The sequence below is a fragment of the Flavobacterium soyae genome, assembly GCF_021245985.1.
GTDB lineage: Bacteria > Bacteroidota > Bacteroidia > Flavobacteriales > Flavobacteriaceae > Flavobacterium > Flavobacterium soyae.
The window spans coordinates 418,091-432,677 of record NZ_JAJQXA010000001.1 but is presented as its reverse complement, the minus strand read 5'-3'; the positions used below and the strand labels follow the sequence as shown (position 1 = coordinate 432,677).

13 protein-coding genes are annotated in these 14,587 nt (G+C 32.9%); 5 read left to right on the top strand and 8 right to left on the bottom strand.

What is annotated here, in order from left to right; all coding sequences use genetic code 11:
* Positions 1–25: 25 nt before the first annotated feature.
* The 7 genes from LUU93_RS01855 to LUU93_RS01825 form a co-directional block, all read right to left on the bottom strand.
* Positions 26–1,213 carry an ATP-binding protein gene (locus LUU93_RS01855; protein ID WP_232677611.1) on the bottom strand — a complete coding sequence of 396 codons (1,188 nt, stop codon included), beginning with the start codon at positions 1,211–1,213 and terminating at the stop codon, positions 26–28.
* Positions 1,214–1,224: 11 nt separating this feature from the next.
* Positions 1,225–1,476: an AlbA family DNA-binding domain-containing protein gene (locus tag LUU93_RS01850; RefSeq protein ID WP_232677610.1), complete on the bottom strand. Its 252-nt coding sequence runs from the start codon at positions 1,474–1,476 to the stop codon at positions 1,225–1,227.
* 177 nt (positions 1,477–1,653) lie between these two features.
* A complete protein-coding gene (locus tag LUU93_RS01845) occupies positions 1,654–2,091 on the bottom strand; it encodes a retropepsin-like aspartic protease (protein ID WP_232677608.1) in 438 nt (145 codons plus the stop codon).
* The gene (locus LUU93_RS01840; RefSeq protein WP_232677605.1) at positions 2,043–4,697 is read right to left on the bottom strand and encodes a CHAT domain-containing protein; all 2,655 of its coding nucleotides are present in this window, start codon (positions 4,695–4,697) and stop codon (positions 2,043–2,045) included. The genes LUU93_RS01845 and LUU93_RS01840 overlap by 49 nt, the downstream gene beginning before the upstream one ends.
* Before the next feature lie 109 nt (positions 4,698–4,806).
* Positions 4,807–6,759, bottom strand: a complete 1,953-nt coding sequence (locus LUU93_RS01835) for a PKD domain-containing protein (protein WP_232677604.1) — start codon at positions 6,757–6,759, stop codon at positions 4,807–4,809.
* 111 nt (positions 6,760–6,870) lie between these two features.
* The gene (locus tag LUU93_RS01830) at positions 6,871–7,848 is read right to left on the bottom strand and encodes a hypothetical protein (protein ID WP_232677603.1); all 978 of its coding nucleotides are present in this window, start codon (positions 7,846–7,848) and stop codon (positions 6,871–6,873) included.
* A 189-nt stretch (positions 7,849–8,037) separates the two neighbouring features.
* Complete coding sequence (locus LUU93_RS01825) at positions 8,038–8,337, bottom strand: hypothetical protein (protein ID WP_232677601.1); 300 nt, start codon at positions 8,335–8,337, stop codon at positions 8,038–8,040.
* A gap of 130 nt (positions 8,338–8,467) precedes the next feature.
* Between LUU93_RS01825 and LUU93_RS01820 the strand changes: the two genes are divergently transcribed.
* The 5 genes from LUU93_RS01820 to LUU93_RS01800 all read left to right on the top strand — a co-directional run bounded on the left by LUU93_RS01820 (position 8,468) and on the right by LUU93_RS01800 (position 13,113).
* On the top strand, positions 8,468–9,052 hold the full coding sequence (locus LUU93_RS01820) for an RNA polymerase sigma factor (protein ID WP_232677599.1): 585 nt from the start codon (positions 8,468–8,470) through the stop codon (positions 9,050–9,052).
* Between the two features lie 2 nt (positions 9,053–9,054).
* On the top strand, positions 9,055–9,777 hold the full coding sequence (locus LUU93_RS01815; RefSeq protein ID WP_232677597.1) for a tetratricopeptide repeat protein: 723 nt from the start codon (positions 9,055–9,057) through the stop codon (positions 9,775–9,777).
* Positions 9,778–10,111: 334 nt separating this feature from the next.
* A complete protein-coding gene (locus LUU93_RS01810; RefSeq protein WP_232677596.1) occupies positions 10,112–10,891 on the top strand; it encodes a TatD family hydrolase in 780 nt (259 codons plus the stop codon).
* 64 nt (positions 10,892–10,955) lie between these two features.
* Positions 10,956–12,092 carry a 1-acyl-sn-glycerol-3-phosphate acyltransferase gene (locus LUU93_RS01805; protein ID WP_232677595.1) on the top strand — a complete coding sequence of 379 codons (1,137 nt, stop codon included), beginning with the start codon at positions 10,956–10,958 and terminating at the stop codon, positions 12,090–12,092.
* Positions 12,082–13,113, top strand: a complete 1,032-nt coding sequence (locus LUU93_RS01800) for an asparaginase (RefSeq protein ID WP_232677594.1) — start codon at positions 12,082–12,084, stop codon at positions 13,111–13,113. The genes LUU93_RS01805 and LUU93_RS01800 overlap by 11 nt, the downstream gene beginning before the upstream one ends.
* 198 nt (positions 13,114–13,311) lie before the next feature.
* On the opposite strand, the gene LUU93_RS01795 is transcribed toward LUU93_RS01800, so the two are convergent.
* Positions 13,312–14,553 (bottom strand): MFS transporter, encoded by a 1,242-nt coding sequence (locus tag LUU93_RS01795; RefSeq protein WP_232677593.1) that lies wholly within the window; start codon positions 14,551–14,553, stop codon positions 13,312–13,314.
* Positions 14,554–14,587: the final 34 nt, after the last annotated feature.

The following is a 14,587-nucleotide window of genomic DNA, read 5'->3' as shown; positions in this document are numbered from 1 at the left end:
TATAATAATATAGAGAATCTATTCTTTAAGCCCAAAAAGGGATATATTTTTTATATTTTCTTGAATTACTTAAAGGATCATCATCTTTTATTAAACCTTCAGTTATTGTATCTTTTATAATTCTTGATGCTATTGCGGAATTTTGTTCTTCAATTTGGAAGCGTTCTCGTAGACTTTGATTAGTCATTATATCATTTGACACATAGCGTAAACAAGCATGTTGATAGCATGCTCTAACTTTATCTTTTTTATCTAAATGATTAAGTTCTTTATAGCTAAACATAGTAATTTTTGTTCTTTTTTCTGAAACTATGAAATCAACAGCAGGTAATTGAAACATTTCGTTATAGAATATTACTTTATCAATTCCACTTCCTTTCTCTTCACATATTCCAAATCTCCTTAAGATATCGGCTAATTTTTCATTTCGAGAAATATATTCGTCAATAAAACGTTGTGGAGTTATAAGTGGAAGACCTGGGTTTGAAATTTCTATTCGATCTGAAAATATTTCGATCATTGGAAATCCCTTTTCGTTAAAATCTTGATGAATAAGAGCATTTGCAACCAATTCTCTTATTGCAATTTCAGGATACATTTTTGTTTCTTTTCTAAAAGCTTTTCCTATTTCTTCGTTAGCAGGTAATTGTCCATTAATCCAGTCAATTAATCCGTCGAAACCAACTGCATATCCTCTTTTACCTATTTGCTCTCTTATTGTCTCAACTTTATTTTTTCCTTTATAAACGATTACTCTTACCGCCTTTCTGCCTATTTCATCAAATTCTTCGAGATTTTTAGCAAGCAAAATAGCTCCTAATTTTGTTATATCGTAAAGCTCTTTATTCTTTTTTATAAATTTTTCAGAAATAAATTTTTTTATTACACCTTCCTGAGTATTTGGGTATGGAAGCTTTAATAGTTCAAAATAAGTTTGGGAATTTAGTAAACTTATTATTTCAGAAGATGTAACATTTGCTTTAGCAACACGATTTTCTAAAGGCTTGTCTGGGGCTTTTCTCCAAATTTTGCCTTCTTTTTCAGGAAATTCACTTAGTTTTCTGGTATAACTGCCGATTCTAATATATGATATATGAAAAAAGTCTACTGGGCGGTTTTCGGCGCATGGAATTATAATCATGGCTATATTTATTCCATCTTCATATTCAAATTCGTGAAACCTAAAATCTATTTTCGGTGCTAATCGATTCATCAGCCAACTTTCTAATTCTTCACCGCTTTTTTATGCGATTTTATTTTGAAAGTAGTTCCAACAACTTTATGAGTTTTATCTTCTATTCCAAAGATTAGATAACCAAAAGGGTGGTTATGTAAACAGGCACCATTCGATAGTGCAGAAATACGTTCGCCAATTTCCTCAGCCGAATGATAATTCAATTTGAATTCAACCCATTCACTTTCGTTGGGCTGTTTAATTAAGTCGTTTACTATATTTATTAACTTTTCTTGTTCCATAATCAAATAACCATCAAATAAGAAAGCCTTGATTTTACTGGCTTTCTGTGTAAAAATACACCTATTTGTCAAATAACTATCAAATAAGATTTTTATTTTGCCATGTTTTGTTGATAACTTTTTGTTTCTTTTTTCGAATTTATTTACGAATGTTTAAAGTAGTAAACATTTGTGTAATCATTTCAAATACAAATAATGATTAAAATAATCAATAATTGCCTTTCCTTCAAGCAGAACATCCGCACCAATAATGCCGTGAACCGGTTTTGCTTTATAAGATTGTAAAGCCTCATTTACATGTGAAAGATCAAAAATTACAATAGTGAAACCTTTATTTTTCCAACTCCCTAATTGTAAAATATTCTGTGAAGAAATCTGGGTTGACATTCCGGTTCCGCCGGCTCCTGATGCTTTTGTTTTTGATTTTTTTGCAGATACTTCAAAACGTTCAATGCTTTCTAAACCAATGCAGGTGTTTGATGCTCCCGTATCTAAAATGAAACTTCCAGATACACCGTTAATTTTTGCTTTTATAGAAAGATGCTGTGTTTTAGTAACCTTGAATTTTATTTTTTTATATTTCTCTTTTTTGAGAACCTCGTGAAGATTTTCCATTTTCGATATTGATTGAAAACCAAAAATAAACCAATTACAATCAAAAAGCTAATCACATAATAGATATAATTTCTAGATTTTTCTTCTGTAGAAATTGAACCGTAATACACAAATGAACTCCAGTAATAAGGAGATTTCTTCGCGTTTGGAATCGATTTGTCGTTTAAATATTCCAATTTGGCATTTGAATTTGCTTCAAAATAAGAAACATCATTCTTGACATTTTTATAAAAATCAGACATAAAAACCGAAGTTGTAAAATCGTTTACTTTCCATAAAGAAAACAACAAATTCTGCGCGCCAGCAAACTGAAAACCTCTTGCAATGCTCATTGCACCTTCGGCTTTATACAATTTTCCAATTCCGGTTTCGCAGGCACTTAAAACTACTAAATCAGGATTTATATGCAGATTATACAATTCAGAATATAAGATTTCCTGATCGTAAAATTTAATGCTTGCCGGAGTTTCAATATCGCCCGATGAAGCGTGTGTACTCAAATGTAAAATGGAATAATTTGCAGCATCATTTTTAAAATTAGAAAAAATTGCATTCGAATTTTCTAAATATTTTCCTTTAAAATTATTCCGAATCGATTCTAATTCTTTCTTAGAATAACTCAATTCAAAAGTCGTTTTTTCGAAAACCGGAAAAACTCCCAAAACTGTTTTCTCTGATTTTGAAACAGTTTTTGAATTCAGATAAATATTGGCTGAGGTGTTATAAGCAATTTTGAAATCGTTCAATAAATAATGCATTTTAGCAAAATTTGTTGTTTTTGATTCTTGTGTAATTAATGCTTCAAAAGGAAGGAAATTTAAAATTCCGTCAGGAACAATTATTAGGTTTTGGTAAGCGGCATTGCTTGGTAATTTTAATAAATCATAAACATCTTTCCCATAATGATTATAACCCGAAATATCATTTGTAATAGCATCTGGTTTATTAAAATAATCAATAAACTGTGCAATTCTCGGAATACCAAGATGAGTGATGTTAATGTGATTTAGACCAATTTGGTTGTTTTGTAAAATGAAAAAATATAAATTTTCTGATCCCATAAAATAATAAACCATCATCGCTTTATCATTTTCTAATTTTGAAAGTAAAGCTTTTGAATCACATTTTTCAGGAATATAATCTGCATTTTTTGATTGTACATTTTTTAATGAAATCATTATCTCATTTTGCTTTTTTATGAACCTGTTTATTTCTGAAATATTAGCCAATTCGACTTTTTGCTGTTCTTTTAAAATGGAATTACTAATGTTTTGAAGTTCTTGTAAAAGCTGTTTTTCTTCCGCGGAAGCGTTTTTAATATTCGAGCGATAACTTTTTAAAATCCCTGATTTTGTTTTTTCTGATAACTGAAAAGCATTCTCAAGATATTCGGTTTTATTTTCTTTTTTAAACAATTCCTCATAAATCGAAATGCATTTTTCGGTACGATTTCGTGATCGCAATTGCATTAGGATTTTTGAGTTTTCATAAACTAGACTATTCATTAATAAATCTTCAATGTAAAATGAAAGTTCAAAAGCTTTTAGTGCTTTTTTAGGATCTTTTATTTTTAGAATTTCCGCCTGTAAATCAAGTGCATCAACTAAAACAGTTTCAGCATATAATTGATTTTGATTTGGAAGAACATCTTTCGAATTATAATTCGGAATTAAAACTTTAAAAACAGCCGAAATCTGCTTTGTACTTTCATCATATTTTTTTTTATCAAAAAACAACAAAGCTTTTTCATAATACAGTTTTCCCAATTTTCTAGGCTGCTGATTTTTAGATTCTAAAAATAATTTTTCAGCCTTTTGCATATAAAAATCAGCAACATCAAATTGTTGCCATTGTCTGTTCATCGAAGCCAGATTTCGATAAGAATTGGATAAAGTTTCGAATTGTTCTTTTTCGTTCTGAAGATATTTTATGGAAGATTCAAATGCTTTTTCAGCATTCTGCGGAGCATTTTTAATGAATTGTTTGGAACTCAACCAATAATTATTTCCAAGATTATTCCATAAAAGACCTTTCTGAGAATTCGATAATTGCTCTGTTTTTAGAGTATTTTCTAAAACTTCAATTGCCAAAGAAATTTTCCCCGAACTCTGATAAACATTCGATAAATTCAAAATTGCAGCAAATTTTTGCTTTTGTGTATCAGGATAATTTTTAGAAGTATTTACAATAAAAAAATATTGTTTAATAGTATTTTCGGCGCTGTCATAATCGCCTAAAACTGTATATAAATTCCCTAAAGGTTTTAAGCAGAATTCAATAATGTCATAATTGCTGAGTTTCTGTTTTTGGTAAATCTGCCATGCTTTTTCATAACTCGAAATCGCATTTTGTGTCTGCCCAAACTGATTTTCATAATAGGCTTTATTACAGTTTAAAACCACAATTGCTAAAAATTCATCTTTGGTTTTAGGTTTTGGATTTCTCCAAAAATCAGCTTCGGTATTCGTTAAATTTTGTAACGCTTTCGCGGAAGGATGAGCAGTAAAACTATCAACAGCATTATATATTTTATCTTCCTGATGCTGCCCGAAAACATTCAGAGTTAGGAAAAGAAAGATTAAACCATATAAGTTATATAAGTTCATATTAAATTTTATTCCACAGAGATTCGCAAAGATTTTTCGCAGAGATACACAAAGAATAAAAAATCTTAGCGTATCTCTGTGCATCCTTTGTGTATCTCTGTGAAACAAACTAAAACTTCCATATTCCATAAACCTGAAAGTAATTAAAATTCTGTTCAAAATTAATTACGTAGCGTGCGCCCAAACTCGGTCCAATTCTGGCGAAACCTGCCGTTAAATCAAACAAAAGACCCGTTTTAAAATCGGTAAAAGAAGTTTTTATATTGTTGGTTTCTGTTTTTGTACCAATTAAAAAGTTCTCTTTATCGCCTTCATAAGTATCAATCGTTAAGTTCTGATTTTGTTCTTGCGAGACATTTATATTCGCCTGAATTCCGGCACCAATTCCGATGTAATTATTAATGTTGTACCGAATCAAAACAGGAATTTCCCAATTAATATTTTTATTTTCAGTTGCTGTAGTGGTACGTATCAATTGTCTTACACCGTTTGCATTCGTATTTATTTGATCTACAACAGTAACCGCACTGTTATATTGGTTTAATGCATTCACCCATTCGATCTGCCAGTAAAAACGATACGATTTAAAAGGTGAAAGCGTCGCTCCCAAAAAATAACTTGTCGATTTATCTAAATCAGGATAAAAGTTGTAACCCGCTTTTACACCAATCGAAATTCCCGGTAAAAATCTAGTAGTGGCGTAATTGGTAATTATAGGTTCGTTTTTATCGAAAATAATCGAAGTTCGGCTTTTGGTTTTTACCTTATGAAAATCTTCGCCAAACTTCATCGAATATTTTACAAAACCTTTTGTACTGTCTTTTTCGTGCACATTTTTTTGTTCCGTTCCCGGAAGATAAATATTCTTAAACGTAAATATAATTTGCTTTTGTTTGATAATTGTATCGAGACAGCTTACGGTTGGTTCTTCGCCTTTTGGACAAATTGGACATTCTGGATACATACTTTCTATTTGAAAAGTTTTCTTGTCAAACATATCCGGAACATCGGTTTCTAAACGAATTTTTCTCGCCGGACCTTCGCCATTATTTTGGAAACGGGTTTTGAAATTTACTCTTTTAAAACGGACTAATCTATAATTCATAAAACGTCCGTTAGACCCCATTTTATTAGGATCGTGCGACGTTACGATTTCCATTTCCAGATTTTTAATCTTATGGTTTTTATAACTTCGATTTGGAACAAAAATACCGCGCATCGTGACCGTTGCGCTCGTATCTTTTATCATTTCGGGAGTAGTTTTAAACGTATAAAAAACATTGCGAGTTTCTCCCGGATTTGCATCATCAAATTCTAAAACCGAAACATTATGATAGGTTTTATTGGCATCTAAAAGTGAAGCATCGAGATCTTCTTCGGTAGTTGTATTTCGGTATTTTTTAAGTTTGAAACTATTTTCGGCGGAAGCCACATAATTATTTGAATCGTCAAGATCATCGACAGAAGCGACTACGTTTTCTTTTACTTCACGTTCGTTTGCATAGGTTCTAAAATCGCTTAATTCGAAATTATTATGTTTGAATTGTTTCTCATTATAAAATAAATAAAGCTTTCCGCTGGAAACATAATTCTCCAGATTTTGATAACTTACTACGACTACCATTTCCTGTTCCGGAATGGGATCGCAGTTTTTTAAAATCGCAAAACCATTTTGATCAGCAATAGAAGCAATGTCTTTATAATTAGTATCAGTAATATCATTTACAGCCACTTTTTTCGGGCGCGTTGCAGGAGGTTTTCCGTTGTCGTAATTGTTTGTTACAGCAAGCCTTGTTGTATAAGTTCCTTTGTTTTTATAAACATGTTTTGGCTCAGCTTCTTTACTGTAATGTCCGTCGCCGAGTTCCCATAAATAAGAAAAACTAGGCTTTGGCGCGCCTGCAATTGGAATCAACGGAGGCGTTTCGGGTTTAAAAGAAACGGCATTTCCATTTTGGATAAAACCAATATTTGCTCTTCGGGTTATGGTGTCTTTTACTTTGGTTTGTCCTATTGAGAAAATTGAAAATAGAATAAAGAAAATAGACAGTTGTGGTTTCATAACTAGACAGTTTTTAGTCTTAAAATCATCAAAATCAATTTTAAAACAGGATTAAATGTAAAAAAAAGTGATGAGCAAATCATCACTTTCTCTTAAAAAAGCATTTATAAGTTACTGTATGGCATTAATTGCAGCAACTAGTTGAGCTTCGGTACCGACTGTTGTTTCGGCTAGTGTAAAGGTGTAAACGGCATTTGCAGTCGTAGTCACTCCTTTTATTGCATATCTCCAGTTACCATTGTCTTCTGTTGCAAAAATAATGTGGCACGCAAGACCAACTGGAATTTGTCCGTAATGTTCGCTAAACAATCCTTCGGCAGTATAGGTATCCAATTTTGCAAGAGCATTTGTACCTTCTCCATCATAAGAAAGATATACAGCACTGTTTGTGTTATTGTATCCGTCTGGAACATCAACTAAAATAGTGGTTTTAGGTCTTGGATCACTGTAAAAACGGTCCACATTTGTCCATCCAAAGTTTCCAAAAGTTACATAGTAACTGTTTCCTTCGCCTTGAACGCCGCCTTTTCCGTCAGCACCTCTGGCATCTTTCCAGGCCAAATCACCATCTTCCTCAATTACACCAGTCCACAATGTCATGGCATTGTCATAACCGTCAGTCAGCGCAGTTGGAACCACTAAACTCAAATAACAAGAAGTTTGTAATTCAACACCGCCTTGTGTAGCTTTAATAAAGAATTCTCCTCCAGAAATTAAAAGGTTTTTCTTTCCGTCTGGTGTAATTCCCATTGTTGGTTTATTAGTAACCAGCATATTTCCTTTGTCAAAAAGTTCAATATATTCGATATTAACTTCTCCCGTTACAGCATTTCCGTTTTTAGTAAGACAGTTTCCGTTGATGTGTAATTTTACACCTTTTGCAGATGTTAGCGTTACCATACCATCTCCGGCTGTAATTGTAAAGTTTTGTGTATTTCTTTTTACTCCTTTTTCGCTGATGCTTTTAAAAGCTGCCGATGTTGGAGACAGAATAACATTGCCGGTATCATCTCCATCGCTGGTGTCGCAGCTTACAAAAGAAACTAATAATAGAAATAAAAGTCCGATAGTTTTAAAATTTGTGTTCATAATTTCTAGTTTTTATAAATCTGACTTGATCGTCAAGTGGTTTTCAGATTCTGGTTATTAATTACAATCTTATATAAATTAGGGTTTGATATTGTTACCCCTGTTTTCAAAAAATATTTTTATAGTGTTTATATGCTTATATCAACTTGTGGTTTTGTTTGTTACCCCTGATTTTTATTTTTTTTCGATTTATGCCGAAAGACATTTGTCTTCAAAGAGATTTCCGTCTTCATCAACAGCTACGAGAATGTTTTGCTTCCGCGAAAGCGTAACAATTAAATAGATCCAGACAATTGACCAAAGTCCGAAAGTGAGACAGGTAAGAAATAAGTGCAGAAAATGTTTGATAACTTTTTTTTCCCGGCATAAAACAACATAGGGTAGTTTCTCGTTATGTTCTACGATTACAAAGCCATTACGGGTTTTGGCAGAGATCATTTTGTAAAATTGATCTAAAGTCTTGTCGCTGGTAAATTGATAAGTTTCCATTTTCTCTTAATTTTTAACTCTTTTAAAAGATTTTTGTTTCCTTATATCAACTGTAATTGTTAATTGTTACCCTTTTATTTGAAATTTATTTGAGATTCTTTTTTAACTTTATCTGATTAAAAGTTTTTTTATGAGTAAAACTAAAGTGCATCCTGACCAAAAGTATATTGACGGACTTGCTGCAAACGATTCGACAGTGATCCAATCTATATATAAAAAGTATGTTCCTAAAGTCGTAATGTTTATTATGAACAATTCTGGCGATAGAGACCATGCTCAGGACGTGATTCAGGAAGTATTGATTTTGCTCTTTAATCAGGCCAAAGCCAATTCGCTGCAGTTAACCTGCCCGTTTGATGCGTACTTTTTTCTTTTGTGTAAAAGAAAATGGCTCAATGAATTGAAAAAAACATCAAACAAAGGGGTAACAATTATCGAAGATGCAGTATCTATAAATGAATCTGCTCTTGAACTGATTGGACAAACCGAAGAATTTGATGAAAAACAACAGCTTTTTGACACCATGTTTCAAAAATTAGGAGACAAATGCAAAGAGTTATTAAAGCTGAGTTTTGAAATTAAATCGATGGAAGAAGTTGCCGAAAAACTAAATGTAACATATGGTTATGTTCGTAAAAAAAAGTCGCTTTGTGTTGGCCAGTTAACGCAGTGGATTCAGGAAGCAAAAAACTTTAATTCTTTAAAAAACAATTAGTCATGAACGAAGAACGCTACATATTATTTGATGAATATCTTCAAGGCGAATTAAAAATTGAGGCAAAAAATGATTTTGAAAAACAATTAGTCGAAGATCCCGAATTTGCTTCACAGTTTGAAACTTTTAAAAACATACAATTTCAGCTGGACAATAAATTTGGGTTTGAACAGGAAAGACAAGCGTTCAAAGATAACCTGAGTCAGATTGCAGAGAAACATTTTGATAATAAACCAAAAGTTATCGGTTTAAAACCTTGGTATTTGGCTGTTGCTGCTTCGGTTGCCGTTTTGTTCGGATTGTTCTTTTTTAATTACAACCAAAACCCGGTTTATGGAGATTACAATAATCCCGAACATGCTTCTTTTACCGAAAGATCAACTGCTGATGAAACTTTAAAACAGGCTGAAAAAGCATATAATCATAAAACATATAATAAAGCAATTCCGCTTTTTGAAACCATTTTGCAAAAGAATAAAACAGCAGAAATTCAATTTTTTTATGGAGTTTCACTTTTAGAAGAAAGCCATTATATAAAAGCCGAAGCTGTTTTTAATGAATTGAAAGCAGGAAATTCTGCCTATAAAGAAAAAGCTGTTTGGTATCTGGCTTTATCTAAATTAAAACAAAAAGATTACGAAGGCTGCAAAAAAATACTGGAAACCATTTCTGAAGATTACGAAGGTTACGATCAGGTTGAAGAACTTTTGCATCAATTGGATTAGTACTTCCACAAAGAAACACAAAGATTTTACACAGAGATTCGCAAAGTTTTAAAGCTTTGCGTTTTTTTGTTTTTAGAGACCTTTGTCAAAGGTTTTTTACGTCCTCTATGTCATCCTGAGCGAAGTCGAAGGACACACAAACAGCTCGACAAAGATTGTCGCATTTCTTTGCGGGACTTCTCCCGAAGCTTCGGGATCGCTCAGTCTGACAAAAGCATAAAAAATCCGTTCTCATCCGCGTTTTCAAGAAGTGAATCCGTAAAATCCGTGTTCCAACAAGCAATTGCTATTCTTTTAATATTGTCGTAATTTTGACAACTTTAAAATTAGACCATTGAATTCAGCACCCATTATTACCGATACACACACACACTTATATTCTGAAGAATTTGATCAGGATCGTGACGAAATGATTCAACGCGCCATTGATGCTGGAGTTACACGCTTTTTTATTCCTGCCATCGATGCTGCCGCGACACAGTCAATGTACGATTTAGAGAAAAACTATCCCGATAATATTTTCCTAATGATGGGTTTGCATCCTACTTATGTAAAAGATAATTACCTGGAAGAATTAGCACATGTAGAAACGGAATTATCAAAACGAAAATTCTACGCAGTAGGCGAAATAGGAATCGATTTGTATTGGGATAAAACGCATTTAAAAGAACAGCAAATAGCTTTTAGAAGACAAATTCAGCTGGCAAAACAATACAAATTACCCATCGTAATTCATTGCCGTGAAGCCTTTGATGAAATCTTTGAAATTTTAGAAGAAGAAAAATCTGAAGATTTATTTGGGATTTTTCATTGTTTTTCAGGAACTTTAGAACAAGCACAGCAGGCAATTTCTTATAAAATGAAATTAGGAATTGGAGGTGTGGTAACTTTTAAGAACGGAAAAATTGATCAGTTTTTAAATCAAATCGATTTAAAACACATTGTATTGGAGACAGATTCGCCTTATTTGGCGCCAATTCCGTACAGAGGAAAAAGAAATGAGAGCAGCTATTTAGTCAATGTAATTTCGAAGCTGGCAGACTTATATGATGTATCTGAAAAAGAGATTGCAGCAATAACAACTCAAAATTCAAAAGACGTTTTTGGGATTTAACCCAAGCCTTACAAAACTTTGATTTTTTTTTTGTTCTTTTGCCCACTTAAAACCAATATAAATAATGCAGAAATTTGATGCCATTCGACCGTTTTATGATTCCGAAATAAATGAAGCACTTCATGATGTTGTAAATCACCCAATGATGAAAACCATGATGAACTTTACTTTTCCGGAAGTTGAAGATGAAGTTTGGAAAGAGCAATTAAAGAAAACGCATTCTATTCGTGATTTTCAATGCAATTTTATTTATAATACCATACAAAAGGTTTTAGAGAAAAGTTCTGAAGGCTTAACAACTTCAGGTTTTGAGAAACTGGAACCAAATACTTCTTATTTGTTTATCTCAAATCACAGAGATATTCTTTTAGATACCACTTTGCTGAATGTTTGTTTGTTTGAACATGGTTTGGTAATGACAGCGTCTGCAATTGGAGACAATTTAGTTAAAAAAGCTTTCCTGGCAACTTTAGCAAAATTAAATAGAAACTTTTTGGTTTTAAGAGGATTAACGCCTCGTGAAATGCTGCAAAGTTCTAAACTGCTTGCCGAATATATGGGACAGTTATTGCTTCGCGAAAATCGTTCGGTTTGGATTGCACAAAGAGAAGGAAGAACAAAAGATGGAAATGACGAAACCAATCCGGGCGTTTTAAAAATGATTGGAATGGGTTCTGACGAAGAAAACTTAATGGATTATTTTAAGAAATTAAGGATCGTTCCGGTTTCTATTTCTTATGAATACGATCCTACAGATGTTTTGAAAATGCCGCAATTAATGGCAGAATCAAAAAACGAAGTTTACGTTAAAGATAAAAACGAAGATTTCATGACCATTTTAAGTGGTATCATGGGAACTAAAAAAAGAATACATATTTCTGTTGGCGATGTTTTAGATACTGAAATTGATAAAATTGTTGCCGAAAATGACAACGTTAACAAACAAGTTCAGGCTTTGGCACAAGTTATTGATGATACCATTTTGACAAATTATCAATTATGGCCTACTAATTTTATTGCTTACGATATTTTAAACGAAACAACAAGATTCTCTCATTTGTATAAAGAAAGCGAAAAATCACTTTTTGAGCGTCGTTTAGAAATGCGTATCGGAAGCGATAATCCTGTTACCAGACAAGGGTTTCTGGCAATGTATGCCAATCCGGTTGTCAATAAATTAAAATACCAAGATGTCATCTAAAGCAAAAATACTTTTGATTTATACTGGAGGAACTATCGGTATGAGCAAAGACTTTGAAACCGGAGCGCTTAAAGCTTTCAATTTTAGTAAATTAATACAGAAGATTCCAGAGATTAAACAATTAGATTGTGAGATCGAAAGTGTTTCTTTTGAAAACCCGATAGATTCATCGAACATGAATCCGAAAATGTGGACAAAAATTGCCACAATTATCGAGGAAAATTACGCTGCTTATGACGGATTTGTGGTGCTGCACGGTTCAGATACCATGTCATATTCGGCTTCGGCATTAAGTTTTATGCTGGAGAATTTGGCAAAACCAGTTGTTTTTACAGGATCGCAGTTACCAATTGGAGATTTGCGTACCGATGCTAAAGAAAACCTTATTACAGCAATTCAAATTGCTTCATTGCAGGAAAACGGAAAACCTGTTATCAATGAAGTTTCTTTGTATTTTGAATATAAATTATATCGCGGAAATAGAACTTCAAAAGTAAACGCTGAACATTTTAGAGCTTTTACTGCACCAAATTATCCTGAATTGGTAGAATCTGGTGTACATTTAAAATTGAATTCGCATTTATTTCTTCCGGTAAAAGAAGGTGCAGATTTAATTGTTCATAAAAACTTAGACAATCACGTAGCGATTATAAAAATGTTTCCGGGAATGAGCGAAGTAGTTTTGGCTTCGATACTGGCTACTCCTGGTTTACGAGGAATTGTCTTAGAAACTTACGGTTCAGGAAATGCCCCAACCGAAGAGTGGTTTTTAAATTTAATTGAAAAAGCAATCAATTCTGGAATGCACATTGTAAACGTAACGCAATGTTCTGGCGGAAGCGTAAACATGGGACAATACGAAACCAGTACAGCCTTAAAATCTCTTGGCGTTATTTCGGGAAAAGATATTACTACAGAAGCCGCAATTACAAAATTAATGTATTTACTGGGTCATAATATTCCACAAAATGAATTTAAAGACGTTTTTGAAACTGCTTTACGCGGTGAAATTTCGTTATAAATAAAATTCCAATATTTTAAATTCCAAATTCCAAAACGCATAACAAGTATAGTTTGTCATTTCGAGGAACGAGAAATCGTACAAGCAGCTCCGTTCCTAATGGTGCTAATCTTTGTCGAATTTCTAGTGCGATTTCTCGTTCCTCGAAATGACAAGATTACCGACAATTGGAATTTGGAATTTTTTTATTGGAATTTATTAAAATTTAGAATTTTCATAAGGAACAGGACAAGTTTCCAATTCTTCAGAAGTTTTATGTTTTTTGTAATACACATAAACAATCACAGAAAGAATACAAATTATTCCCTGAATCGCAACCGTATGTCTGGTTCCGATAATGTGTGAAACGTACCCGATAATTAAACTTCCCACAGGAATCATTCCCTGATAAGCCATTAAATAGTAACTAATACTTCTTGATCGCATATTTACCGCACTTTGTGTCTGTACATAAATGTTTATAGATGAAGTTTGTGCCATCATTCCCACACCGCTCAAGGCCATGCAAATAAGCGCCACAGTCAAACTATTTGAATACGCGAGTATAATGATGCTAAAACCCAATAATAAGCTCGCAGCGATCATTATTTTACTCATGTAGTCTGATTTTTTAAGATTTGCCAAATAAATTGCAGATAAAATTGAACCAATTCCGGCGGCGCTTTCAAACCAGCTGAAAGTTTGTGCGTTTCCACTAAAAATATCTTTGGCAAAAACCGGCATCAGTGTATTAAAAGAAATTACAAATAAACTGCTGCACATTAACATCAAAAGCATTTTGGCCATTTCGGCTTCTTTTTTTACGTAATCAAAACCTTCAATGAAATCTTCGAGCATTTTAAATTTATCTACCGCTTTGATGTGTGGCGTAATTTTCATCATTAAAAGCGAAATTAAAACCGGAATATAGCTAAGGAAATTTCCAATAAAACAAATGTCTTCACCATAATTGTGCAGAATAATTCCGGCCAGTGCAGGACCCGCAATTCTGGCAAAATTATTTAAAGTTGAATTTAGTGCAACAGCGTTTGGCAGATCTTCTTTATTGTCAACAATATCAATCATCATCGTTTGTCTGCAAGTCATATCAAACGCATTTATAATTCCCTGAATTAAGCTCAAAGCTAAAATGAAGTTGATGTTATAGATTTTAAAATAAATTAAAATTGCCAAAGCTCCGGCCTGCATCATCGCCATAGACTGTAATAAAAGCATTGCTTTGTGTCTGTCGTAACGTCCAATAATACTTCCGGCTAACGGTGCCAAAAATAAAGACGGAATCATGCTTAAAAAAGTAGCCAGTCCTAATAAAAATACAGATCCGGTTATGCTGTAAACCATCCAGCTTATGGCAGTTTTCTGCATCCAGGTCCCAATAACTGAAACGGATTGCCCGTAAAAGAATAACTTGAAGTTTTTTGATTTTAACGCTTTAAACATGATCTTAAATATTTAATACAAAGGTCGGGATTAT